This is a genomic window from Streptomyces sp. NPDC002276 (assembly GCF_053891435.1).
This window is the reverse complement of the sequence record NZ_JBSFCQ010000005.1, coordinates 83,526-108,288: the sequence shown is the minus strand read 5'-3', so window position 1 is coordinate 108,288 and position 24,763 is coordinate 83,526. Positions and strand designations below refer to the sequence as shown.

The window sequence follows — 24,763 nt, the reverse complement described above, 5'->3', positions numbered from 1 at the left end:
AGGACCTCAACTTTCTCTGTGCTTCAGGACCTCTGCGAGGCTCGGTGCCTCTCGGTCCCGTTGGGACATCAGCGCAACCGGCAGCGGCCAGGGAATGGCCAGCTCCGGGTCGTCGTAGGCGATGGTCACGTCCTCGGTCGGATCGTGCGGGCGGTCGATCCGGTACGAGGTGTCGGCGATATCGGTCAGTGCCTGAAAACCGTGCGCGCATCCCGCGGGAATGTAAAGAGTTGGTTGTGATTCTCCTGTGAGATCAAAAGAAGTCCAATGGCGGTAGGTCGGGGAATCCGGCCGCAGGTCCACGACGACGTCGAAGATCCGCCCGTACGAGCAGCGCACCAACTTGGCCTCGCCCGCACCGGATCGCAGATGCAAACCACGTACCACGCCCCGGACAGAGCGGGAGAGGCTGTCCTGGACGAAGGCGTCCGGGTCGAGGCCCACCGAGCGGACCACGTCGGCGTCGAACGTGCGGCAGAAGAAGCCGCGTTCGTCCGTGTACGGGGTCGGTTCGAAGAGGAACGCGCCCGCGATCTCCGGGACTTCGGTCGCTTTCATGGAGCCTTCCGGGAAGTGGGGTCGGTCGCGGGGAACACGGCCGCGGTCAACGAGTCGAACTGGTCCCGCAGTTGGCGGGCGGCGGCCCGGTTCCGCTCGGCGAGGGTCCCGCGCAGTTCGGGCGATCGCTTCTCCAGCGACCGGAATTGCTCCAGCAACCGGTCGGCGTCGACCTCGCGCGCCGGGTGGCAGTACGCGCCCAGGCCCATCCGTTCCATGAGCGCGTCGCTCTTCGCCGCGTAGCTGAGCGCGAGCACCGGTGTTCCGGTCTTCAGCGCGCAGATCAGGTTGTGGTACCTGACGGCCACCACGGTGTCGGCGGCCGTCATCTCCTTCATCAGGTCGTCCAGGGAGGTCGGTTCGGCCGCGGTGACCAGCGGGGAGTCCACCGCTTCGAGGATCGCGGCGACCACCGTCGCGTCGCACCGGTCGCCGGTGAGCAGCCGGATCGGCCTGCCCTCCTCGACCAGCGTGCGGACGAACCGGATCGTCCCGTCGAGATAGCGGCCGTAGATCTCGTCGGCGCGGGCGCGGTCGTCGTTGCCGCCGTGGAAGTCCATCACGCCGACACAGACCGTGCCCGGCACGTCCGAGGGCGCGCTCGCGGGTGGTGACGGGAGGGAGAACGCCAGATCGGGGTAGACCTCGTCGCGCGCGGTGTCCACGCCCATCGCCCGCATCGCGTCCCGGGACTGGGCGTCGCGGTAGGAGCGGTAGGCGGCCAGGCGGCCCGACCAGCGGACCAGGGCGCGGGTGGGCCGGTTGCGGATCTCGGCGGCGCCGACGCTGACCAGGGCGACCTTTGTCCGCGTCAGGCGACCGCTCGCACAAAGCAGGAACAGCGAGTACGGGAAGCCCCAGGGCCGGAGCGGCAGGGTGGCCTCCAGGACGCCCATGCCCGGCACGATCACCACGTCGTGGCGGCGCACCCAGGCGGCGGTGCGGAAGATGTCGACGAACTTGCCCAGGCCCTTCGACGCGATCGAGCCCAGGCGGGACGCGGTGCGGTACTCGGCGCGGTTCCAGTGCATGCGGGTGGCGGGGATCCCGAACCGGGCCGTCACGGCCTCGGGTCCGCCGCACAGGGCGTCCACCACCGCGTCCGGGTGGTCGGCGCGGAGGTAGCCGAGGACGGCTTCGAGCGAGCCGTCGTTGCCGAGGTTGCCGGAGCCGAGGAGGCCGAACACCCCGACGCGCACCGGCAGTTGGGGCGCGGAGGTCATGCGTGCCTCCCCTCGCGGCCGGCGACGAGGGCGTCCACGGAGACCGTGAGCTGGGACGGGTCGACCGGGGCGCGGTCCTCGACCCGCTCGCCGACGCCCGGGCGGACCCGGCTGGTCATCCAGGAGGCCAGGTGGCGGTAGCAGGCACGCCGGTCGGCCGGGGACAGCGGGGCCCGTCGGATCGCGGACGCGAAGCCCCAGATGTACTCGGCGAGCAGCCGGGGCGTCGGGTGCAGCACGCCCGCCCGGCGCGGGTCGAGGTTGACGCAGCGGGCGCGCTTGGAGGGGTTCGCGCGTTCGGCGCGGGTGGGGTGGTCGCGGCGGAAGTAGAGGAGTTCCGGGACCTGGTGGAAGCGTCCGTGCAGGGTGATCTCGGCGACGAACGTGCGGTCCGCGTGGTGGTAGCTGTCCATCGGTTTCACGCGGCGCAGTACGTCGGCCCGTATGACGCCGTAGAAGTCGTCGCCGCCCGGTTCGAAGAGCAGGCTGCGGAAGCGCTCCGGCGCGCTCGGGGAGCCGGTGGCGAGCGTGTACTCGTACGGGACCGTCACCTGCCCGTCGCCGTCGATGACCGCCTGGTCGGTGTGGGCGAGGATGACGTCCGGCCGCTCGTCCAGTGCCTCTATGCAGCGCGTCAGCAGGTCGCGGCCGTAGAGGTCGTCGTGCGAGGCCCACTTGAACAACTCGCCGCGGGACTCGGCGAAGACGTGGTTGTGGTTCGGGGTGGCGCCGATGTTGCGGGGCAGCCGGATGTACCGGATGCGGGAGTCCTGCGCGGCGTACTTGCGGCAGATCGCCTCGGTGCCGTCGGCCGAGGCGTTGTCGGAGACGACCAGTTCGAAGTCCTCGTAGGTCTGCCCGAGCAGGGCGTCGAACGACTCGGCCAGGTACTCCTCGCCGTTGTACACGGGCAGGCCGATGCTCAGCCGTGGTCGGTCGGTCATGAGGTCCTCACTTCGGGGATGGGTTCGCGGTGGCGCTCGCGCAGGGCGGCGCGCAGTTGCAGCCACCAGACGGCCGAGCCGCTGATGGTCGCGGCGGCGACGCCCCAGGCCGAACCGGACGTGCCGCCGAGGGCCGCGCCACCGAGTCCGCCGCCGACGTAGCAGGCGGAGGCGAAGAGCTGGCAGCGCAGGCTGCGCTTGGCGGCGCCGAGCGCGCGCAGTCCGGCCGCGGCGCCGGTGCCGAGGCCCGCTCCGGCGACGCTGAGGGTGATCTGCACGATGAGGTGCGAGGAGGAGCGCCAGACGTCGCCGAGCGCCAACTCGCCGAGCCGGTCCGGCATCAGCAGCAGGGCCGAGCCCCAGAGCAGCGCTCCGGTGGCCTGTCCCCCGCCGAGGTAGAGGCAGAACCGGCCCAGTCGGTGCGGGGCCTGCCGCAGCACGCGGGCCGCCTCCGGGACGGTGACCAGGGACAGCCCCATCAGTACGGCGAGGAAGGGGCCGAGGAGGAGTTCGGCGCCCCGGACGGCGCCGACCGCGCTCACTCCTACGATCACGCCGAGGCCGTACGCCCGCAGTTGGCTCGCGCCGCTGAGGCTGACGTTCTCGACCAAGTACCGGTAGCCGAGATCCCGTTGTTCGCGCAGCCAGGCGCGGGCCTGTGCCATCCGGGGGCGGATGCCGGACTGGATGCAGCCGTAGCCCGCCGCGACCGTGGCGGACGCGCCCCAGGCGAGCACGAAGGCGGCCACGGTGTCGACATGGGCCGCCACCACCATGGCGGGGATCAGCGCGATGCCCCACACGATGTCGTTGACGAAGGCCTTGCGTCCGTCGCCCGCGGCGAAGAACGAGAACCGCCAGGCGTCCTGGAGCAGCAGCCCCGGCATCATCAGACCGAGGGCGGCGAACGCGGGCCCGACCCGGCCGCCGAGCCCGAGCCCGGCCGCCAGGCACAGCACACCGAGGGCCGAACCGACGCAGAGCGCGGTACCCGTCGAGCGGGCCACCGCCCCACGCCAGGACGCCTGCGGCACCCCGCTGAAGCGGACCACGAGCGGGTCGGTGGCCAGGCCGCGGGAGACGTTGAGCACCACGCCGTAGGTCACCCAGGCGAGGCTGAACACGCCGAAGGCGGTGACTCCCAGCGAGCGGGCCACATAGATGCCCACCGCGAAGTTGCTGATGCTGGAGGCCGCCTGGTCTGCCAGCCCCCAGGAGAGCCGGCCGACGAGGGCCCGCTTGGCGGACCGCACCGGCGCCGCCTTCTCCCCGTCGGTGGTCGTCGATGTCATGTCTTGATCAGACCTGCCTCGTGCAGGGCATCGGCCGCTCCGGCGACGCTGTCGAAGGGCAGCCCGGACCGTTCGGCGACGTCCAGCAGACTGTGGTCGCCGTCGGAGAGGTTGAGCACCCAGAGCATGGCCATCTGGGCCGTCTTCGTGTCACTGCGTCCGCCGAGCGCGTCGTACAGCCCGCGCCGCCCCAACTGCGGTTCGCCGTAAGGGCTGAGGTTGAGGTAGCGCCGGTTGCGGTCGAGGACGGTGAACGCCTCGCGGCACACGGAGAGGGTGTCGGCCATCGCCTCCGGGGAGACGAAGTCCGGGTTGTCCGCCGAGGTGTGGTACTCGGGGTAGCTCGCGTACGGGGTCCGGCTGAGCGACCCGACTCCGAGGTTGAACCCGGGTGAGCAGTACTGCCGCTCGTCGTAGCCGTACGGCGTGAACTCGTTGATGTGGTGCGGGCGTTCGGACGCGGTCAGCACGTGTCGCAGCACGCGGTCGATCTCCGCGTCACCGCGTCGGCTTTGTTTGTACGTCAGTTGGCCCGTGTCTCCGGCGCAGGCAAGGACGAGCCCGTGCTTGACCCGGTCGATGCGTTCCGCGTTGCGGGCCAGCCAGGTGATCGCCCCGATGGTGCCGGGCGCGTAGATGAACCGGTAGGTGTAGTACGGCGTTTGCTGCGCGAGTGCGCGGGCCAGGAAGGTCGCGACCGCGATGCCGGCGAGGTTGTCGTTGGCCAGCGACGGGTGGCAGGTGTGGCAGGAGACGATGACCTCGTCGGCCACCTGTCCGGGCACGACGTGCTCGGCGTAGGTGAGGTGGCCGTCGGCGAGGGTGGAGTCGACGCGCACCTCGTAGTCGCCGTCGGGCAGCGCGTCCAGGGTCTCCTGGGCCAGGCAGAAACCCCACTCCGGCTTGTAGTAACTCGTGCGGTACGGCACCCAGTTCGGGTGGTCCGGCAGTGTGTGCAGGTGTGCGCGCAGCTCGGCGAGCGGCATGGTCCTCGACACCGGGACGCTGTAGCCGAGCACGTGCAGGCTGTTCGCGGCGAAGTCGACGACCCGCCGGCCGGTGCTGTCGGCGATGTACGCGTCCCGGATGTTCCACTCCTGTGGAACGGTCCAGTCGAGGACCTGGGTCCCGGTCGGCACCTCGTGCACGGTCAGCGGGAGGTACTCGCCGACGATGTCCAGGGTGGCGCGCACGCCGTCGCCGGTGATGCTCCGGCAGAGCGGGTACAGCCGCTCCACCAGTGCGTGCATCTCCTCGCCGACTTGGGTCATCGGCGCCACCGCAGGGTGTCGTCGACGGTGCCGGCCTCGGAGGCCGCCTTGAGGACGGCGAGGCGGGTGAAGCGCTGCTCGAAGTCCTCCCGGGTCAGGTCGAACTTCCGGTAGGCGTCGGCGAGTTCGAGGGCGCCCTGCTTGACCGTCCACTCGCAGTCGAAGTCGGGGATGGCGTTGCGGAAGCGGGAGAAGTCCACCCGGTACGAGCGGGGGTCGGCGCCGTTCTCGCCGGTGATGACGACCTTGGCGCCGGACACCGCCTCGGCGACCTGCTCGGCGATCTCGGCGACGGTGACGTTGTTGACCTCGCTGCCGATGTTGAACGCCCGGTCGTGGACCGCCTCGCGCGGCGCGGTGAGCGCGGCCGTGAAGGCGCGCGCGATGTCGGCGGCGTGGACGAGCGGGCGCCAGGGGGTGCCGTCGGAGAGGACCAGCACCTCGCCGGAGAGCAGCGCGTGGCCCACCAGGTTGTTCAGCACGATGTCGGCGCGCAGCCGGGGCGAGAACCCGAACGCGGTGGCGTTGCGCATGAACACCGGGGTGAAGTCGTCGTCGGCCAGCGCGTGCACGTCGTCCTCGACCCGCACCTTCGACTCCGCGTACGGCGTCACGGGGCGCAGCGGGGCGTCCTCGGTCACGAGGTCGTCGCCACCGGAGGCGCCGTAGACGGAGCAGGTCGACGCGTAGAGGAAGCGTCCGACTCCGGCGTCGCGGGCCAGCTTTGCCAGCCGTACGGAGGCGTGGTGGTTGATGTCGTAGGTGAGTTCCGGGGCCAGCGAGCCGAGCGGGTCGTTCGACAGGGCGGCCAGGTGGATCACGGCGTCGAAGCCGGCCACGTGCTCGGCGGTGAGGTCGCGCAGGTCCACCCGCGTCCCGGGCGGGTCGGCGGGCTGGGGGCCGAGGACGGAGTCGGCGAACAGGCCGGAGTCGAGGCCGACGACCTCGTGTCCTGCGGCGGTGAGGACGGGTGCCATCACGGTGCCCAGATATCCCTGGTGTCCGGTCAGTAGTACGCGCAAGGTGTTCAACCCCCCAGGTTGAGCGTGAGTTTGGTGACGGCGAAGGCCTCGGCGTAGCGCGCGTGGCATTCGATACCGCGGATCCGGGCGAGGCCGAGGAAGGCCTCCCGGTCGTACCAGGGCCGGTGCCGCTGCGAGGGATAGTGCTCCTGCAACAGCCGTACCTTCTCTTCGGCGGTCTCGGTCTCCAGCGGCTGGTAGGCCGCCGGCCGGCCGAGGTCGCCGTCCCACTTGACGATCTCGTAGCCGAGCACGAGGTGGTCACGGAACGCCGTGGTCATCAACTGCGCCAGGCCGCGGTGGTCCTGGTGGGCGTCGTCGGTGCGCGGCGCGAGGACCAGTTCGGGCTCGGTCTGCGCGCGCAGTTCCTCGACGGCGGCCTTGGCCTCCTCCCAGTGCGCGGGCAGGCGGCCGTCCGGCATTTTGTGCACGGTCAGGCGCAGGTCGGCGCCCGGGCAGAAGGCGGTGAGCGCGGCCTGTTCCTCCTGCTCGCGATCGGTGCCGCCGCCGGAGAGCACCAGCGCGTCGACGCGGATGCCAGGGCGCGCCTGACACAGCGTCAGCAGGGTGCCGCCGGCGCCGATGGCGATGTCGTCGCAGTGCGCGCCCACCGCCACGATCCGGTCGAGCGGACCGGCTCCGAGCCTGATCACGCACGCACCCCCGCGCTGTCCCGCTCCCACAGGGCCCACGGGCGGTCGCCCCGGGTGTAGGACTCGTCGAGCGCGGCCCGCTCCTTCACGGTGTCCGTCGGCTTCCAGAAGCCGCGGTGCTGATGCGCCACCAGCCGTCCCTGCTTGGCCAGTTGGGCACATCCGTCGGCGACCAGGTCACCGTTCTCCGGTATGTGGTCGAAGACCTCCTGGCGGAGCACGAAGTAGCCGCCGTTCTCCCACAGCGGCATGTCGCTCACCGCGGTGATGCCTCCCACCAGACCGTCCTCGCCCAACTCCACGCAGTGGAAGGAGGATTGGGGCGGTACGACCATCATCGACGCGCCCGCGTCGCGCTGGGCGAACTTGTCGATCATCTCCGGCAGCGGGGCGTCGGTCAGCACGTCGGCGTAGTTGGCGAGAAACATCTCGTCGCCGTCGAGGTGATGACGCACCCGGCGCAGCCGCTCACCGATGGGCGACTCGATGCCGGTCTGGGCGAAGGTGATCGTCCAGTCGGCGATGTCGGTGGAGAGCAACTCGGTCTGTCCGCCGCGCAGGACGAAGTCGTTGGACACCGTCTCCTCGTAGTTGAGGAAGAAGTCCTTGATGTGGTGGGCACCGTAGCCGAGGCACAGGATGAACTCCTTGTGCCCGAAGTGCGCGTAGTAGCGCATGACATGCCAGATCAGGGGTCTCGGACCGACCATGGCCATGGGCTTGGGGACGTCGTCGGAGGTTCCGTTGCGCATGCGCATCCCGTAACCACCGCAGAAGAGAACGACCTTCATGACTTCACCTCTACGATGCTCAGTTCCGGGATGGGAAAGACGAGCCGGCCGCCCCACTCATGGACGAAGGACAACTGCTCGGTCAGCTCGGCCCGCAGGTTCCACGGGAGGACGAGGACGTAGTCCGGTTTGTCGGCGGCGATCTGCTCGGGCGGCAAGATCGGGATGCGGGTGCCGGGGGTGAACCGGCCGTGCTTGTACGGGTTGCGGTCGACCGTGTACGCGAGCAGGTCGGGGCGGATGCCGCAGTGGTTGAGCAGGGTGTTGCCCTTGCCGGGGGCGCCGTAGCCGACGACCGTCTCGCCGCGGTCGGCCGCGTCGATGAGGAAGCGGAGCAGGTCCCGGCGGACCTTGGCGACCCGGGCGGAGAACTCGGTGTATCCGGCCAACTCCTGGAGCCCTGCGGCCTTTTCGCGGGCCAGTACGTCGGCCACCCGCTGCGAGGGCTCGCCCGCGACCTCGGCCGGGCGGGACCACAGCCGGATGGAGCCGCCGTGCGTGGGCACCAACTCGACGTCCACGAGCGTGAGTCCGCCGCTGGCGAGGGCCCGGATCGCGGAGGCGACCGTGTAGTACTGGAAGTGCTCGTGGTAGATCGTGTCGTACTGGTTGTCCTCGATCAGGGTCAGCAGGTGCTGCACCTCGATGGAGACCCAGCCGTCGTCGGCGACCAGGGCGCGCAGGCCCTGGGTGAAGCCGACCACGTCGGGGATGTGCGCGTACACGTTGTTGGCGACGACCAGGTTGGCCGGGCCGTGCTCGGCGCGGACGGCCGCGCCGGTGTCGGGGCTCAGGAAGTCCGTGAAGGTGGGCACGCCCGCCTCGCGCGCCGCGGCGCCGACGTTCACCGAGGGCTCGATGCCCAGGCAGCGGATCCCCCGGTCCACCACGTGCCGCAGCAGGTAGCCGTCGTTGCTCGCGACCTCGACCACGAAGGAGTCGGAGTCGAGGCCGAGGCGGTCCACCGCGCCCTCGACGAAGGTGCGCGCGTGCTCCACCCAGGAGGTCGAGAACGAGGAGAAGTACGCGTACTCCTTGAACGTCTCCTCCGGCGTGATCAGCGGCGGTATCTGCGCCAGCCAGCACTCCGTGCAGACCCGCAGATGCAGCGGGTACGCCGGTTCCGGCAGGTCCAGTTGGTCCGCTGCGAGAAAGCTCTCACACGGCGGTGTCGCCCCCAGGTCGACGACGCTCGCCGTCGCTTCCGAGCCGCAGAGTCGGCATCGTGTCATGTGCTGTCCCCATCCCCCCTGCCCGCGTGGGTGTCCCCACCACGAGCCAGTGCCGACCGTCCCGCGATCGCGGTGCGGTACTCCTCCAGCAGGCGCTCCAGGCCGACGGCCGGGCTGAATCCCTGCTCGTAGCGGTGCCGGGCCGCCTGCCCCATCTCCCGGTTGCGGTCCGGGTCGTTCGCGATCCGGCGAATGCCGGACGCGAGCGAGGCGGACTCGCCAGGCGTGTGCAGCAGTCCGGTGACGCCGTCCTCGACGAGTTCGACGAAGGCGCCGTGACCGGCGGCGACGGTCGGCACCCCGGCCGCCATCGCCTCCACGACCACCAGGCCGAACGCCTCAAGCCAGGTCGAGGGCGCGACTACGGCGACCGACCGTGCGATGGCCTTGCGGCACTCCGCCGGGTCCAGCAGGCCGAGGCAGCGCACGTCGTCGCGGCCCGCCGCCCAGGCGGTGACCTCTTTCTCCAGCGGGCCGGTCCCGGCGATCGCGAGCGGGACGCCCACACCGCCGCCCGCCGCGACCTCGTCCCACGCGGCCATGAGCAGCCGTACGCCCTTGGCCTCGGCGAGGCGGCCGAGATAGAGCACCTGCTCGCCCGCGCCCTCCCGGCGGATGTCGGGTTCGGGGACGAAGTTGTGCTTCACCGCGAGGCGTTCGGCCGGCATCCCGGAGGTCACCAGGACGTCGCGCTGCGCGGCGGAGATGCAGAGGAAGCGCTCCACGCCGGTCCACCAGCGCTTCCGGTTGACGGAGAGGCTGACCGCGAGCGGCACGGTGGCGAGGCTGGAATTGCGGTAGCAGCCGTGCCGGACGGCGGGCAGCGGGGTCGCGCCGACGCACTCGGTGCACGGTCGGCCGTCCCGCTGGAGTGTGCCGGGCGGGCAGACCTGGGTGTAGTTGTGCAGGGTGGCGACGGCGGGCACTCCGGCGTCGGCGCAGGCGGCGAGGACCGCGGGCGACAGCAGCGGGAACACGTTGTGGACGTGCACCACGTCCGGCCGCTCGGCGCGCAGCTTGGCCGCCAACTCCTTGCGCACGCCCGGGTTCCACGGCACCAGGAGCGGTACCGCGACCTTGCCGAGGAGGGAGCGTCCGCCGATGTCGTCGCTGCGCCGCTCGAACAGCTCGACCCGGTGACCGGCCGCGCGCAGCAGCGCCACCTCCTGGTCGACGACGTTGTTCTCGCCGCTCGGCTGCGCCGAGTTGTAGCGGTTGTGCACCACGAGGACGTGCATGCTCAGTTCACCTCCGAGCCACGGGCCCAGCGCGGGACGTGCCGTCGAGGGGCGTCGGACTTCGAGAAGGTCTTCGAGAGGGTCTGCGGGAGGGGCTTCGCGAGCGGCTTCCCCAGCTGCGTCGAGAGCGGAGCGGCCTGTGCCGGTGCCGCCAACAGCGAGGCGGCCAGGGCCAGATGGAGCAGATACGGCGAGGCGTCGCCGAGACCCGCCTCGGTGTACGAGGCGATCGCGCAGTAGCTGATCAGGAAGATCGCGCAGGCCCGCTGGAGCGAGGGTGGGCGCAGCAGCGCGACACCGCCCAGCACAACGATGATCACCGCGACGAGGGTGACACCGACCAGGCCCTGTTCGTTGTAGACGGCCAGCCAGCTGTTGTCGATCGGCAGCCCGCCGAACGACTTGTCGCCCAGGCCCACGCCGAACAGTTGCTGCGCGGTCGACCGGGGCTCGGCCAGCAGGGCGTTCCAGACCTTGGCCCGGCCGGTGAGACTGGAGAAGTTCTCCTGGCTCTGGCCGCGCAGGAACCAGGTCTGGAGCGCGGAGGCGAAGCCGACCGCGGCCACCACGGAGATCAGCACCGACCAGCTGAAGAAGCGGCGGGCCGCGGCGCTGGTCAGGATGAGCGAGCCGATCGCCAGCGTCAGCCCGAGCAGCAGGCCGAGGGTTGCCGTCCGGGTGTGGGTCAGCGCGAGCAGCACCAGCGACGGCACGATGACCAGCACGGCGCTGGTCCGGTCGGTCCGTCCGCCGATGACGAGCAGCGCGGTGAGCCCGATGATGACCGCCGCGTACTGCCCGATCTGCGGCGGGGTGAGCGGCCACAGCGCGCCGACGAGGCGTCCGCCGTAGAGGTCGGGCAGGGCCTTGCCCGGGGAGACGACCAGGCCGAGGGCCACCGAGCCGAGGACCGCGAAGTACGCCCGGATGTGATAGCGGACGAACGTGAGGCTGCCGTCCCACCAGCGGCTGAGCAGCCACAGCGTGCCGACGAAGAGCGTCAGCCGGAAGCAGCGGAACAGCGCGCCCATCCCGGACTCCAGGCTCGCGCTGGAGATCACGCTGGACACCAGCAGCAGGCTGAGCAGCAGCACGTAGGCGCTGGACCTGACGCGCACCCGCTGGTTGACCAGGAGTGCCAGGCCGAACGCGGCGACCAGCGAGCCCATGGTGACCATCTGGATGAGGGAGCGGGGCAGCGGGACGATGGTCTTCGCCCCGGCGGAGCCGAGCGTGTTGAGGACCAGCAGCCCCCAGACGATCCCGACGATCTTCGGTGTGGCGGCCGGGCTCGGTGCGGCGCCGGGCAGCGTCTTTGCCGGGTCCGGTCCGCGCGTCGAGTTCTCGCTCATCTCAACCACCTGCCTGGAGGTCGAGGGTGCTGCCCTTGTCCTGCTGGTACGGCGCGGTCTGCCACTGGCCGAAGTCGAGCACCTTGCTCTGGTCCTCGACGACGAACTTCCACGGCCCGACGTAGACGTTGTCGTGCCAACTGTTGTGCTGGTCCTCGGTGATGGCGTCGGCCACCCCTTCGCCGTGATAGGGCGACCAGTCCGGATAGGTGCCGTAGTTGGAGAGCACCCCCATGCGGTCGCACATCTCCGTGCACTTGACGACGGACTCGTCGAGCACGAAGCGGTTGTCGTGGATGTCCACCCGCTGGGTCTTCCACCGGCAGTCGGAGAAGAGCGGTGCCTTGGTGATCGCCGGCCGTACGCAGCTGCTCGTCTTCTTCACCAGCAGGGTGCAGTCACCGGACGAGGTGTTGGCCGGGCTGTTGCAGAACCGGTCGGCGTTCTCCCACAGGGTGATCCCGGACCAGTTGTTCTCCAGCACGTTCCCGTAGATCTCGATCTTGTCGGTGCGGGCCTTGACCCGGGGTTCGCCGCCGGACTCGGACAGATAGATCGTCGCGTACGGGAAGTTGTCGCCGCTGTCGGCCGCCTTGCGGCCCTCGACCCAGTTGTTGCGCCGGATCGTGTTGTCCTTGATGACCGCGTTGTAGCTCGTCTCGTAGATCAGCGCGGCACCGTCGTTGGCCTCGATCACGTTGTTCTCGATGAGGAAGTCGTTGTTGTTGGTGTCCGCCCACAGCCCGGTGCCGCGGTTGTCGTGCACCCAATTCCCGCTCACGTCGGCGCCGTTGACCTCCCAGAACTTGATGCCTCCGGTGCAGCCGCAGCCCTTCTGCTTCCGCTCCCAGTCGCCGGTGTTGTTGCCGACGATCTCGTTGCCCTGGACGACCAGGCCGGTGAGGGGGCCGTTGCCCTTGTAGGCGTTCATGCCGTACTGGCCGTTGTCGCGCAGGCAGTCGGCGCGGACCTGCTGGCGGGCACCGGCCATCAGTCCGGCACCGGCGTTGTCCTTGATCGTCGAGTGTTCGATGATCCATCCGTCGGCCGAGTCGTGGTTGACGACGCCCTCGTCCTGCGGCGCGACGAAGCCCTGCACGGTCAGATAGCGGATGGTGACGTCTGCGGCGTTGCCGGTGAAGGCGTACTGGTTGACCTTCCGGCCGTCGAACACCGCGCCCGGCGCGCCGATGTAGTGGTCCCCCTTCTTGGGGATGACCTGGGCGTAGCGGTCCCGCTCAAGCCTGTGGGTGCCCGGCTTGAGCCAGAACGTGGTGTTCGGGGGGCTGTTCTTGGTCTTCGTCGCCAGATCGCCGACCACCTTGGGGTCGACGGTCACCGCGCCCGCCGGCGCCTTGGCCGGTCCGGCGGCGGGGTTGGCGCACACCCGGGCCACGGTCCGGGCGGCGGACGTGGCCGTGGACGGCGCGGCGCTCGGCTTCGTCGTGGCCGGGGCGCTCGACGTGCTGTCGCAGCCGGTCGCCGTCAGCAGGATCAGCGCCAGCGGTGCGACCGCCGACGCCCAGTGCCGTCTCATGTTCCGCACACACTCCCCTGACCGCGGAACCCGAGGACGGTGGTGAACCCGTCGGTGCCGTCGGCGAATCCGGTGCCGATCAGCGTGGTGGTGGGTTCCTTGCGCCCGAATCCGGCGGAGTACCAGCCCAGCGGCGGTTCGCTCTCGCCGCGGTGCGTCCGCCAGGACAACTGCTCCGGCAGGTCGAGCACCGCGGAACGCCCCTCGCCGTCGCGGATCCAGGTGAGCACCGCGCGGTGCCCCACCAGGTCCGCGGCGATCTCGGGTCCGAGGTGGAACGCCAGCCGCACGTCCCGGCGCGGGCCGCCGCGCACCTCGTCGACGATCCTCAACTCCTGGCTCTCGGCCGTGAGTTCCACCCGACGGCGGTGCACCGAGCCCTGGTAGCCGTCGTGCTCGGCGGTCCAACGGGCCACCCCCGCACCGGAGTTGTCCACGTCCAGCACGCGGGTGCGGGCCTGCCGGGTCCACAGGAACGGGCCGCCCGAGACGGACTGATCTCCGCCGTCCAGCTGGAGGGTGTTGTGGCCGAGCGTCGAGCGGAAGTACTCCCGCCACTCGGGCTGCCCGTGGTAGCAGTACGTCCCCGGGTCGGCGAGCACGTCGATGCCGTCGTGCCGGACCTCCACGGACAGCGCGTCGGCGTGGGCGTGCGCGGCGATGGAAAGGAAGCCGTGCGGGCCTCCGTCGCAGCGGCACCAGATCTCCCCCGGCCCGCGCAGGACGGTGAGCCCCGCGTCGGCGAAGCGGTCGGGCCTGGTCGCCGGGCGGGCGGTTGCGTCCTTCGCGTACGGCTTGATGAGTGCGGCCAGCAGTGGGGTGCGCACGTCGGTGGCGGTGACCGTCGGCCACCAGTCGAGGCGGCCGAACACGGCCTCGCCGGTGGCAAGCAGCGAACCCCAGCGCTCGGTGCCCTCGCCGTCCAGGATCAGGCCGAAGCCGTCGTCCGCGTCCCCCTGGCGGGGCGGGCGCAGCCGGTTGTCCACCACGGCCGCGAGGGCGTCGGTCATCCGCAGCAGCACCAGCCGGAGCGAGTCGGGCACCGGCACGTCCGCTGCGTCGGCCTCGGCCAGCGCGGCCAGGCCGAGTTCGAGTACGAGTCCGTGGTACTCGGTGGCCAACTCGCGGTTGAGGCCGGAGTCGAAGGTGTTGGCCCGCAGCTCCCGGTCCAGCGACCGCAGTGCGTCGGACCGCCAACGCGCCGACGAGGGGAACCAGTCGAACGCGCAGGCCGCGGCGAACTGTCCGGCGGTCTCGGCGATGACGTGGTTGTTCGCCGAGGAGCCCCGGCTGGGGAAGGCGGCCAGCCAGCGCTGGTGGTGCCAGATCTGGTTCAGGGCGACCGGGTTGTCCTCGAACAGCTCGGCCGCGCCCTCCCAGCCGTCGAGCAGCCGGCGGACCCACACCCAGGACAGCAGCCGGATGCCCAGCTCGATGCCGCTGATCCAGTGCACGCCCCGCAGCGGCGGGTTGGCCGCCCACCACGACCGCAGATGCGCGGCGACGCGCTCGGCGTACCGCTCGTCCCCGGTGACCGCGTAGGCGGCGGCGAGCACGGTGAGGTACTGGTGCCGGGACGGCTCCCAGATCTGCTTGATGTCCCCGGCCGACTCCTCGTCCCGGTACGGCACGTCGAAGGCGTAGCCGGACGGGGCCCGGCGCCCGGTCTTCGGGTCGTAGGACCAGTCCGGGTCGATCAGGTCGTCGCGGACCACGCCGAAGAACTCGGCGTGCCCGGCCATCAGTCGGTCCGCCTCGGCGACGAGACGCTTCACGGCGTCCGACGGCACCTCGGCGATCGTCCCCGCGGGCAGGACCGCGGTGAACCGGGCGCCGGTGACGCTCGGGCAGTCCGGCCGCGCCGACCGCCAGCGGCGTCTGCGCAGGGTGTCGCCCGCCCGGCCCGCGATCTCGCGCGGGCCCATCCGGGAGAGCCGGCGCAGGTACCAGCCCGCGCTCATGGTCATGGCGTCCTCGCCAACGTCACCGGCGCACCGGCGGCCAGGCCGGTCCCCACGGCGAGGGTGGCCGCCGTGGTGGCGACCAGCGACTCCAGCGGCACCGGCATCGGTCCGCCGGTCCGAACTGCCTTGATGAACGCGGCGAGTTCGGCGTTCTGCCCCTTGTCCCGGGCCTTGGGCAGCCGCGAACTGACCCACTTCTTACGGCCGTGGACCGACGCGCGGACGAAGTCGTCGAGGCGCAGCACCTTGCCGTCCCCGACCAGGTCGAGGGTCTCCTTGGGGAAGCCGGAGGCGCCGGTGGTGACGTAGCTGATGGTGGCGGTGGAGCCGTCCGGGTAGCGCAGGACGGCCTGGAGGTCCTCGTTGCCGGGCGCGGCCGTCGCGTACACGGAGACCGGGTCGGCGTCGAGGAGCCAGCTCGCCGTGTCGATGAAGTGGCCGCCCTCACCGGCGAACCGCGAGCCCTCGGCGCCCTGTTGGAGGTACCAGCTGCCGTGCTGGAGCTTGCCCGCGTTGACCAGGTAGCGCAGGTTCGCCGGACCGGTCCGGGCACCGAACCGCTCCTTGGCCTCCTGGAGCAGCGGTGCGAACCGGCGGTTGAAGCCCACCTGGAGGCGGTCGTTGCCGGACTCCTCGACCGCCGCGAGGACACCGGCCAGCTCGTCCTCGGTGAGGGCGAGGGGCTTCTCCACGAACACGGTCTTGCCTGCCAGCAGCGCCTGCCGGGTCAGTTCGGCGTGCGAGCTGTGCCGGGTGACCACGAACACCGCGTCGACGGACTTGTCACCGAGCACGGCGTCGAGGTCGGTGGTCGCCTGGGCGAAGCCGAACTTCCGCTGCGCGTTGGCCCCGGAGAGCGCGGTCGTGGTGACGACGGTCGACAGCTCGACGCCCTCGCGCTGTGCCAGGTGCGGCAGCAGCATCGACGTCGCGTAGTTGCCCGCGCCGACGAACGCGAGGCGCACCGGGGTCTTCGCGGACCGGGCCGGGGTGGACACCTTGGCGGTGGGCGGTACCGCGGGCACGGCCACCGACGGGGCCTCCGGCTCCCCCGCTTCCCCTTCCTGCTCGGGGTAGCGGAACAGCACGGCCACGGCCTTCAACTCGCCGTCCTTCAGGCGCTGATACGTCTCCACGGCGTCGTCGAAGTCGGCGATGTGGGAGACCAACGGCTCCACGTCGACGCGGCCGCGGGCGACGAGGTCGAGGAAGCAGGCCAGGTTGCGGCGCTCGGTCCAGCGGACGTAGCCGATCGGGTAGTCGCGGCCCTCCAGCTCGTACGACGGGTCGTAGCGGCCGGGACCGTAGGAGCGCGAGAAGCGGACGTCGAGTTCCTTCTCGTAGTACGCGTTCCAGGGCAGGTCGAGGCGGCACTTGCCGATGTCGACGACCCGGCCGCGGTCCCGGGCGAGGTGGGCGGCCAGTTCGACGGGCTGGTTGCTGCCGCCGCCCGCGGCCAGGAAGACCTGGTCGACGCCGTGGCCGTCGGTGAGTTCGGCGACGGCGGCCTCCACGGCGGCGGAGGCGGGGTCGCCGCAGGCCACGGCGCCCAGGCGCTCGGCGAGTTCGCAGCGCGCCGGGTCCGGGTCGGCGCCGACCACGCGGACTCCGGCGGCGGTGAGGAGCTGGACGACCAGCTGCCCGATGAGGCCGAGGCCGATGACGAGGGCGACCTCGCCGAGCTGGGGCTCGCCCTGGCGGACGCCCTGCATCGCGATCGAGCCGACGGTGCCGAAGGCCGCGTGCCGCGGCGCGAGGCCTTCGGGGACGGGGGCGTAGAGGTTCTTCGGGACCCAGTTCAGCTCGGCGTGTAGCGCGTGCTCGTTGCCCGCGCAGGCGACGAGGTCGCCGACCTTCACGTCGTCGATGCCGGCGCCGACCTGCTCGACGACCCCGCACAGCGAGTAGCCGAGCGGGGTGTAGGAGTCCAGCTTGCCCATCACCTTGCGGTAGGTGGCGGGCAGTCCGTTGGTGGCCACGCTCTGCATGACCTTGGCCACCTGGTCCGGGCGGGAGCGGGCCTTGCCCAGCATCGACATGCCGGCCTCGGAGACCTTCATCAGCTCGGTGCCGGTGGATATCAGCGAGTAGGCGCTGCGCACCAGCACCCCGCCCGGCTTGCACCCCGGTACCGGAACGTCGAGCACCGCCAGCTCGCCGCTCTTGTAGTTCTGTACAACCTGCTTCACCAGAACTCCTGTTTTCTAAGCCGTCGTCCGAGCGCTCTGGGCGGGGCCAGAGGTCGCGTCGCGATACCAGTACTCAAGGGTCAGTACGTGCCACAGATGCTTGGAGTAGTCCGCCTGTCCGGCGGCGTCCTCGGCGACCATCCGGGCCAGCGCGTCGCGGCGCAGCAGCCCGGACCGGACGAGCTCGCCGTCGTTGACCACCTCGCGCACCAGCGGTGCCAGGTCCCGGCTCATCCAGGCCCGCAGCGGGGCGCTGAACAGGCCCTTGGGCCGGTACACGATCTCCTTGGGCAGGACCGAGGTGGCCGCCTCCTTGAGGACGGCCTTGCCCTGGCGCCCGACGATCTTGCGGTTGCCGGGTACGGCGAAGGCCGCCCTGACCACCTCGATGTCGACGTACGGCGTCCGCACCTCGGTGGACGCGGCCATGCTGGAGCGGTCCGTGTAGGCGAGGTTCAGACCCGGCAGGAACATGCGGGAGTCGGTCAGGCACATGCGGTTGACGAAGTCGTCGAGGTCGTTGTCCTGGTAGACGTCCGTGTGCTCGGTGATCACGTCGTCGACCGTCCCGGCCAGGTCCGGATTGAGCAGCGCGAGCAGCTCGTCCTGGTCGTACATCGTGTAGCTGCGCCGGAACGCGGTCTCCTCCGGCAGATCGGCGAAGGAGAGGAACCGCTTCGCGAACCGCACCGACCGGTAGCCGCGGGTGGCCGAGGCGACCGGCAGCCGGTCCACGACGCCGGACACCCCGCGCCGCAACGGTCGCGGGACGCGCTGGTAGCGCAGCGCGAGCAGGTTCGCGAAGTGCTTGCGGTACCCCGCGAACAGTTCGTCGGCGCCCATGCCCGAGAGCATCACCTTGACCCCGGCCTCCCGGGCGGCCATGCAGATCAGGTAGGTGTTGATCGCGGCGGGGTCGCCGATCGGCTCGTCCAGGCTGTACGTCATCTGCGGCAGCAGGTCGAGCACGTTCGGGGCGATCTCGATCTCGTGCAGGTCGACACCGAACTGCGCGGCCACCTGCCGGGCGTAGCGCAGGTCGTCGGGCATCGCCTCGAACTTGGCGTCCTCGGCGCGGAATCCGATCGTGTAGGCCGAGATCCCCGGCTGGTGGCGGGCCGCCAGCGCGGTCAGATAGCTGGAGTCGAGGCCGCCGGAGAGGAAGGTCGCCACCGGCACGTCGGACATGAGGTGGCGGCGGGTCGACTCCTCGACGATGGCGGCGAGGTCGGGCCGCTCACCGGCCAGGGCGCGGTCCCGGCCCTCGGCGGCGACGTCCTTCAGGTTCCAGAAGCTGCCGCGCTCCACCCGGCCGTCGGGTCGGCACCGCAGCCAGCTGCCCGGCGGCAGCTTCTCCGCCTCGCGGAACGCGCAGCGGGAGTCCGGCACCCAGTAATAGAGGAGGGAGGCCACCAGCGCGGCCTGGTCGACCTCAAGGGACTTGCCGGTCGCGGCGGCGAGCGCCTTCAGCTCGGAGGCGAACATCAGGCCCTCGCCGCGCCGGAGCAGGAAGAGCGGCTTGATGCCGAGCTGGTCGCGGACGAGCACGAGGTCACCGGTGCGTTCGTCGAAGATGCCGAACGCGAACATGCCGCGCAGCCGGGGCAGGCAGTCGGTGCCCCAGCGCCGCCAGGCCTCCAGCAGCACCTCGGTGTCGGAGGTGCCGCGGAAGCGCACCCCGCCGGCCTCCAACTCGGCCCGCAGTTCGGGCGCGTTGTACAGCTCGCCGTTGTAGGTGAGGGCGAGGCCGTCCGAGACCATCGGCTGGGCGCCGGTCTCGGACAGGTCGACGATCGCCAACCGGCGGTGTCCGAGCTGTACTTCGCCGTCACCCAGGGGGTGGCCGTAGCGGCCGGAGCCGTCCGGGCCGCGGTGGGCGAGGGTGTCGGTGAGCCGGTCGGTGACGGCCTTTCCGTCCGGCCATCGGTATGTGCCCGCGATGCCGCACATGTCTACCTCACCTCCTGGTCGTTGTCGGGGACCCGTGCGGCCCGTATCGGCTGCCGCTCGGTGAGCCGTCGGCCCTCCCCCACCGCCTGAACGGCGTGGGCGGCGGCCCCACCGTTCTGCCAGGTCGGCCGTTCGGTCCGGCCGCGCAGGGCGTTGGCCAGCCCGTCCCACAGCGTGCCGTCGGTGCGGTCGCGCGGGTCGGGGTCGATCAGCACCACACCGACGACCGGGATGCCCTGGTCGGCGAGCTGCCGTGCCACGGTGTGCAGCCAGGAGGCGCTGCCGTGTCCGGCGCGTACGACGAGCACGGTGCGGGTCCCGAGGTACTGGAGGTCGGTCCACGCGGTGCCGGGTGCCACCGAGCCGACGCCGATCCGCTGGTCCTGCGGGGACACGGTCGCGGCCTTTTCGCCGCCGACCACGGTGGGGTCCCCCGGTTTCGGGCGGCGGCCCGAGAGCTGGGTGCCGGGGAGACCGTCGACGACGGTCACCGGCCCGTCCGCCGACAGGGCCCGGGCGAGACCGAGGGCGATCCCTGTGGTGCTGCGCGCGGAGCCCAGTTCGAGCAGTGACAGCGGTTCCGCGGAGCCGCGCGCCGTGCGGGCCAGCGTGGTGGTGAGGCGTTCGCGGGCCACCCGGGTCCGCCGCCGCTGCCACAACCTGCCGGAGCGGCGGGGCAGTTCGGCGATGACCGAGGCCCCGAGGTTCGCCGCGATGTCCCGGCGCAGCACGGGCCGGTCCGCGACGACCACCCCGACCGCGGCCAGCGCGAGCCCGACGAAGAGCCCGAGGACGAGTCCGACCACGCCGTCGGTGACGAGGGCCTTGGGCAGCGAGTGCGCCACCGCGCGGGGGGCGTCCACGATCTGGGTGCCGGCGACGAGCTGGGGGGCGCCGACGCGTGCCTCCTCGGCGCGTTGGCCGAAGTCGGAGATCTGCGAGGTGAGTTCGGCCCGCTGGGCGAAGAGCGATTCGAGGTTCGCCGAGTCCTTCGGGTCGGTGTCGGGCGTCCGGCCGCCGATCGTCTTGTTGACGTCGGCCAGCTCCGCCTGCATCCGGGCCTGCTGGTCGAGCAGGCCCTGGGCGTTGGCGTCGGCGATGTCCTGGATGCGCTTGGCGTGGTCCGCGACGAACGCCTGGGCCAGTGCCTTGGCGCGGGCCACCGCCTCCGCGTCGGTCTTGCCCGTCACATCGATCTCAAGGACGTTGTTGGTCAGTCCGGTGCCCCGGTAGTCCTTCATGAAGTCCTCCGGTTTTTCGGGGGACTTGAGGATCTTCAGGGCCTGGCCGGCGATCCGCGAGGTCGCCAGCAGCTGGGCGTCGGTGCGGATCAGTGTTCCGGTGTCGTTCGGCTGGTCCTCCTGATGCGCGACCAGGACCTTGGTCACGGCGGCCGGGGCCGGGGGCAGCAGGACGGCCACGGCCGCACCGGCCAGCAGTCCGAGCAGCGCCATGGCGCCCCACAGGCGGCGGCGTCTGCGCACCGCGACCACCAGTGCCTGGAGGTCGAGGAGCGGGGTGGCGGCCGACGACTCCGAAGTCGTGCTCGTCGTCACGCTGGATCTCCTGTCGCGTGGCCATGGACCGCGAACGTCAAAGTGGCGTCGTCGGAAAGTCGGTCGGCGGTTTTTACCGCCGGTCGGGCGCGGACCGTTCCGGCGACGACGACGCCGACCAGTTCGTGCCCGCCGTCCGCGCACGCCTCGGCGATGCCGGCGAGTTCGGCGGCGGTCCAGCTGCCCGCGCTGAGAACGGCGAGGGCGCCGGACTCGGTGTCGCGGTCCGGCACGATCGGCCGGTCCACGGAGACCTCGACGATCCGCAGCCGGGGGTCGTTGGTGGCCTCGGCGACGAGCTGTCCTGCGGCCAGCCGGGCGACCTCGTCGCCTTCCGGTACGACGACCAACAGCCGCCGGGGGGCGGGCAGTTGGTCCCGGAGACGGGCGCACACCCGCCGGTAGCGGATGCGCCGCTCGGTCTCGTCGCCGGAGCGCTGCGGGGCCGGTACGTCCCATCGGACGTCGGTGCCGAGCAACCGGCGGAGCCGGGCCCGTGCGCCATGGCTCTCGGGCCGGTTCCCGTGCCGTTCGCCGGGTACGTCGACGCTGCCGAGGAACGGCGAGCCGAGCGCGGCGGCGATCTCCGGTTCGGTGCGCAGCCTGCGGCTCACCCGCGCGGCGGCGAGATGGCCGACGACGGCGAGCAGGAAGAACAGCAGGGCCCCGGCGCCGATGAGCTGTGTCCTGGTCGGCGCCGACGCGCCGGTGGGCCGGGGTGCCGGTCCCATGACGACCATGCTGGCCTTGGCGGACGCCGGGTTGGCCTCCTCCAGCTTCTTCATGGCGTCCTGGAGTCCGGTGCGCAGGCCTTCCAGCTCGGTGCGGGCCTGCACGCCCTCCACGGTCTGCCCCGGGTCCGCCGAGTTGGCGAGGTCGGTGATACGGCGGTTGGTCTCGGCGACCTGCTTGCGCAGGGCCTCCGTCGCCGTGTCCGCCGCGGGGTCGGTGCTGCCGCCCGCGATACGGGTGGCGAAGGTGACGAACTGCTGGGCCAGCTGGTCGGAGAGCCGTTGCGCGCGCTCCGGGGTGTCGGCCGTACCGGACACCTTGATGATGTTCCCGTCGTCGGCCTTGGCACTCACGTCTTTCTGCAACTCGGTGCCGTCGACGCCCCACTTCAGCGCGTCGGCGGCCCGGTCGACCACCGCCGAACTGGTCGCGATGTCCACCTGGGTCAGCAGTTCGCGCTCTTCCCACTGGCCCGGCAGCAGGACCGACGCCTCTGCCGTGTAGCGCGGCGGAAGCAGCAGCACCGAGGTGCCGTAGCCGAAGAGCGCGCCCACTACGGCGAGGACGGCGAGAAGCCGCCATCGCCGGCGGAGAATCCGTCCGATCGTGGCCAGACGGATCGTGTCGTCATTCAATGGTGCGGCCTCTTCCCCTTACGGACCGGCCCACCCGCGGCCACCGGGACCTGTTCCCGGCAGGCGGCGGTGTAGGCGGCGAGCAGTGACGCTTGCGAGTTCTCCCAGGACAGCGGTCCGCCGATCCGCTCCTGGCCGATCTTGCCCATCCGGGCCCGCTTCTCGGGATCGTCGAGGAGCAGCGCGACGAGCTTGGCGAACTGGGCCTCGTCGTTGGCAGGCGCGTAGACGGCGGCGTCACCGGCGGAGACGCGCGCCTCCCGGAGGTCGAACGAGACGATCGGCCGTCCCATCGCCATGTACTCAAGGACCTTGTTCATGGTCGACACGTCGTTGAGCGGATTGTGCGGGTCGGGGGAAAGGCATACGTCGGCGGTGCACAGGTAGCGCACCAGGTCGGCGTCCGGGATGCGGCCGGTGAACTGCACCTGGTCGGAGAGGCCGAGCTGCCGGGACAGTTCGACCATCGCGTCGAAGGCGTCGCCGGCGCCGACGAAGACGGCGTGCCAGTCGGTGCGGCCGACCTCGTCGCGGAGTTTCGCCAGGGCCCGCAGGGCGTAGTCGACGCCGTCCTGGGGGCCCATGACACCGAGGTAGCACAGCAGATGGGGCTTGCCGCGCTTCAACTCCGGCTCCGGGGGCACCGGTTGGAACCGGTCGGTCGCGGGCGCGCTGCGCACCACGAAGACGTCCTCCGGCCGCTTGCCGCCCCGGCTCAGCGCGACGTCCTTGTAGCTCTCGTTGGTGGAGAGCACGATGTCCGCGGCCCGGTAGGTGCGCCGCTCCAGCGCGCACACGGCGCGGTAGAGCAGGTCCTCGCCGCGGTCGAACCGGGAGAGGTACAGCTCGGGCACCAGGTCGTGCTGGTCGAAGACGAATTGCGCGCCGCGCCGCTTCATCCACAGGGCGGGCAGGAACAGCAGGTCGGGCGGGTTGCAGGCGTGCACCACGTCGACCGGGCCGACCTTGCGGGCCAGCCGGAGCGTGTGCCACAGCGCCGATCCGTACTCCCGCAGATAGCCGGCGGGTCCTCCGGTGGCCGCGCGCAACGGGTAGCGGTGGATCCGCACCCCGTCGATCACGGCCTCCGGTTCCGTGTCCCGCTTCTCTCCCCGGGGGCAGATGACGTGCACTTCCCAGCCCGCGTCGCGCAGCGTGGTGCACTCCTGCCAGACCCGTCGGTCGAAGGGGACCGAGAGGTTCTCCACCAGGATCAGCGCGCGACGGTTCGTGCCGTCGCCACTGGTCTCGTTACCAAGCAAGGCCTATGTACCCCGGTTCGGTCCGGCGCGTGTCGGCGTCGGGAAGGCGGATGAGGTCGATGATCGCCGGGTCGCCCGTGTGGGGCAGGGCCGCCAGTACGGCGGGGTCCTTGCTCCCGACCAGGCACACCTCGGCGTGCTCCAGCACCTCGTCGACGGAGTCGGCGAGCAGTTGCGCGAGGTGCGGGAGGCGGCTCTCGATGTACTCGCGGTTGGCGCCGAGCAGTCGGGAGAGGCTCACGTTCGCGTCGTAGATCTTGAGGTCGTAGCCCTTGCCGAAGAGCCGTTCCGCGAGTTCGACGAGCGGGCTCTCGCGGAGGTCGTCGGTGCCGGGCTTGAAGGAGAGGCCGAACAGGCCCACCTTGCGCTTGCCGGTGCGCTCGACCAGGTCCACCGCGCGTTGGAGGTGGTCGGAGTTGGAGGCCAGGACGTGGGACAGGATCGGCACCGAGACGTCGGCGCGCTGTGCCGCGAAGACCAGGCTGCGCAGGTCCTTGGGGAGGCAGGAGCCGCCGAAGGCGAAGCCGGGGCGCAGGTAGGCGGGGCTGATGTTGAGCTTGCGGTCGGCGAGGAACACGTCCATCACCTGGTGCGAGTCCACGCCGAGGGCCTGGCACACGGCGCCCAGTTCGTTCGCGAAGCCGATCTTGAGGCCGTGGAACGCGTTGTCCGCGTACTTGATGGCCTCGGCGGTCGGGATCGGCACCCGGAACACCTCGCCGGGCAGGCCGTCGTAGAGCGCCGCGACCGCGTCGCCGCTGGCCGGGTCGAGTTCGCCGATGACGGTCTTCGGCGGGTCGAAGAAGTCCTTGACGCTGGTGCCCTCGCGCAGGAACTCCGGGTTGACCGCGACCCCGATGTCCACCCCGGCGGTGCCGCCGACGTGCTTCTCCAGGATCGGTACCAGCAGGTTCAGGCAGGTGCCCGGGAGCATGGTGCTGCGGAACACGACGGTCTGGCGGCCGCCCCGCTCGGCGAGCGCGGCGCCGATCTCCTCGGTGACCCGCTCCAAGTAGGTCGTGCACAGGCTGCCGTTGGGCTCCGACGGGGTGCCCACGCAGATCAGCGACACCTCGCTGTCCGCGATCGCCTCGCGGACGTCGCGGGTGGCGCGCAGCGCGCCGGTCCGTACGACCTCGGCGATGAGTTCGCCGATACGTTCCTCCACCACGGGTGCCTTGCCGTCGTTGACCAGGTCGACCTTCACCTGGTTGACGTCCACCCCGATGACCTCGTGGCCCATGCTGGCCAGGCACGCGGCCGACACACAGCCCACGTAGCCGAGCCCGAAAACGCTGACTCTCATGACCGGTCTCTCCCCCCAGGCAGGCCCCTGCGGCCTGCGGTCCGCGCGCCGGTCGG

The 24,763-nt window shown here is 71.1% G+C and carries 19 protein-coding genes; all 19 read right to left on the bottom strand.

The window, feature by feature from the left end; genetic code table 11:
• Positions 1-6: 6 nt before the first annotated feature.
• Genes rfbC through ACWIHT_RS15000 form a run of 19 tightly spaced genes read right to left on the bottom strand, consistent with a single transcriptional unit; the run spans position 7 to position 24,707 of the window.
• Positions 7-558, bottom strand: coding sequence for a dTDP-4-dehydrorhamnose 3,5-epimerase (gene rfbC, locus ACWIHT_RS15090; RefSeq protein ID WP_200710454.1), 552 nt, complete (start codon positions 556-558; stop codon positions 7-9).
• Complete coding sequence (locus ACWIHT_RS15085; RefSeq protein WP_456168187.1) at positions 555-1,781, bottom strand: polysaccharide pyruvyl transferase family protein; 1,227 nt, start codon at positions 1,779-1,781, stop codon at positions 555-557. Before ACWIHT_RS15085 ends, rfbC begins: the two co-directional genes overlap by 4 nt.
• Complete coding sequence (locus tag ACWIHT_RS15080; protein WP_456168185.1) at positions 1,778-2,725, bottom strand: glycosyltransferase family 2 protein; 948 nt, start codon at positions 2,723-2,725, stop codon at positions 1,778-1,780. Before ACWIHT_RS15080 ends, ACWIHT_RS15085 begins: the two co-directional genes overlap by 4 nt.
• Entirely contained in the window at positions 2,722-4,017 is a 1,296-nt protein-coding gene (locus ACWIHT_RS15075; RefSeq protein WP_456168183.1) for a hypothetical protein, read from the bottom strand. The genes ACWIHT_RS15080 and ACWIHT_RS15075 overlap by 4 nt, the downstream gene beginning before the upstream one ends.
• A complete protein-coding gene (locus ACWIHT_RS15070; RefSeq protein ID WP_456168182.1) occupies positions 4,014-5,288 on the bottom strand; it encodes a DUF4910 domain-containing protein in 1,275 nt (424 codons plus the stop codon). The genes ACWIHT_RS15075 and ACWIHT_RS15070 overlap by 4 nt, the downstream gene beginning before the upstream one ends.
• Positions 5,285-6,310, bottom strand: coding sequence for an NAD-dependent epimerase/dehydratase family protein (locus ACWIHT_RS15065; protein ID WP_456168833.1), 1,026 nt, complete (start codon positions 6,308-6,310; stop codon positions 5,285-5,287). The genes ACWIHT_RS15070 and ACWIHT_RS15065 overlap by 4 nt, the downstream gene beginning before the upstream one ends.
• A gap of 5 nt (positions 6,311-6,315) precedes the next feature.
• Positions 6,316-6,963 carry a PIG-L deacetylase family protein gene (locus ACWIHT_RS15060; protein ID WP_456168180.1) on the bottom strand — a complete coding sequence of 216 codons (648 nt, stop codon included), beginning with the start codon at positions 6,961-6,963 and terminating at the stop codon, positions 6,316-6,318.
• On the bottom strand, positions 6,960-7,754 hold the full coding sequence (locus ACWIHT_RS15055; protein ID WP_200710460.1) for a sugar phosphate nucleotidyltransferase: 795 nt from the start codon (positions 7,752-7,754) through the stop codon (positions 6,960-6,962). The genes ACWIHT_RS15060 and ACWIHT_RS15055 overlap by 4 nt, the downstream gene beginning before the upstream one ends.
• Positions 7,751-8,986: a methyltransferase domain-containing protein gene (locus ACWIHT_RS15050; RefSeq protein WP_456168178.1), complete on the bottom strand. Its 1,236-nt coding sequence runs from the start codon at positions 8,984-8,986 to the stop codon at positions 7,751-7,753. The genes ACWIHT_RS15055 and ACWIHT_RS15050 overlap by 4 nt, the downstream gene beginning before the upstream one ends.
• Positions 8,983-10,224, bottom strand: coding sequence for a glycosyltransferase family 4 protein (locus ACWIHT_RS15045; RefSeq protein ID WP_456168176.1), 1,242 nt, complete (start codon positions 10,222-10,224; stop codon positions 8,983-8,985). The genes ACWIHT_RS15050 and ACWIHT_RS15045 overlap by 4 nt, the downstream gene beginning before the upstream one ends.
• Before the next feature lie 2 nt (positions 10,225-10,226).
• Complete coding sequence (locus ACWIHT_RS15040) at positions 10,227-11,576, bottom strand: O-antigen ligase domain-containing protein (protein WP_456168174.1); 1,350 nt, start codon at positions 11,574-11,576, stop codon at positions 10,227-10,229.
• A 1-nt stretch (position 11,577) separates the two neighbouring features.
• Complete coding sequence (locus tag ACWIHT_RS15035) at positions 11,578-13,113, bottom strand: right-handed parallel beta-helix repeat-containing protein (RefSeq protein WP_456168172.1); 1,536 nt, start codon at positions 13,111-13,113, stop codon at positions 11,578-11,580.
• A complete protein-coding gene (locus ACWIHT_RS15030; protein WP_456168170.1) occupies positions 13,110-15,080 on the bottom strand; it encodes an alginate lyase family protein in 1,971 nt (656 codons plus the stop codon). The genes ACWIHT_RS15035 and ACWIHT_RS15030 overlap by 4 nt, the downstream gene beginning before the upstream one ends.
• Positions 15,077-17,266 carry a bi-domain-containing oxidoreductase gene (locus ACWIHT_RS15025; RefSeq protein WP_456168168.1) on the bottom strand — a complete coding sequence of 730 codons (2,190 nt, stop codon included), beginning with the start codon at positions 17,264-17,266 and terminating at the stop codon, positions 15,077-15,079. The genes ACWIHT_RS15030 and ACWIHT_RS15025 overlap by 4 nt, the downstream gene beginning before the upstream one ends.
• Before the next feature lie 15 nt (positions 17,267-17,281).
• Positions 17,282-19,216 (bottom strand): asparagine synthase (glutamine-hydrolyzing), encoded by a 1,935-nt coding sequence (asnB, locus tag ACWIHT_RS15020; RefSeq protein ID WP_456168166.1) that lies wholly within the window; start codon positions 19,214-19,216, stop codon positions 17,282-17,284.
• A gap of 2 nt (positions 19,217-19,218) precedes the next feature.
• On the bottom strand, positions 19,219-20,772 hold the full coding sequence (locus ACWIHT_RS15015; protein ID WP_456168164.1) for a Wzz/FepE/Etk N-terminal domain-containing protein: 1,554 nt from the start codon (positions 20,770-20,772) through the stop codon (positions 19,219-19,221).
• Entirely contained in the window at positions 20,769-22,139 is a 1,371-nt protein-coding gene (locus tag ACWIHT_RS15010; protein WP_456168162.1) for a Wzz/FepE/Etk N-terminal domain-containing protein, read from the bottom strand. The genes ACWIHT_RS15015 and ACWIHT_RS15010 overlap by 4 nt, the downstream gene beginning before the upstream one ends.
• Positions 22,136-23,401, bottom strand: coding sequence for a glycosyltransferase family 4 protein (locus ACWIHT_RS15005; RefSeq protein WP_456168160.1), 1,266 nt, complete (start codon positions 23,399-23,401; stop codon positions 22,136-22,138). Before ACWIHT_RS15005 ends, ACWIHT_RS15010 begins: the two co-directional genes overlap by 4 nt.
• The gene (locus ACWIHT_RS15000; RefSeq protein ID WP_456168158.1) at positions 23,391-24,707 is read right to left on the bottom strand and encodes a nucleotide sugar dehydrogenase; all 1,317 of its coding nucleotides are present in this window, start codon (positions 24,705-24,707) and stop codon (positions 23,391-23,393) included. Before ACWIHT_RS15000 ends, ACWIHT_RS15005 begins: the two co-directional genes overlap by 11 nt.
• Positions 24,708-24,763 lie beyond the last annotated feature (56 nt).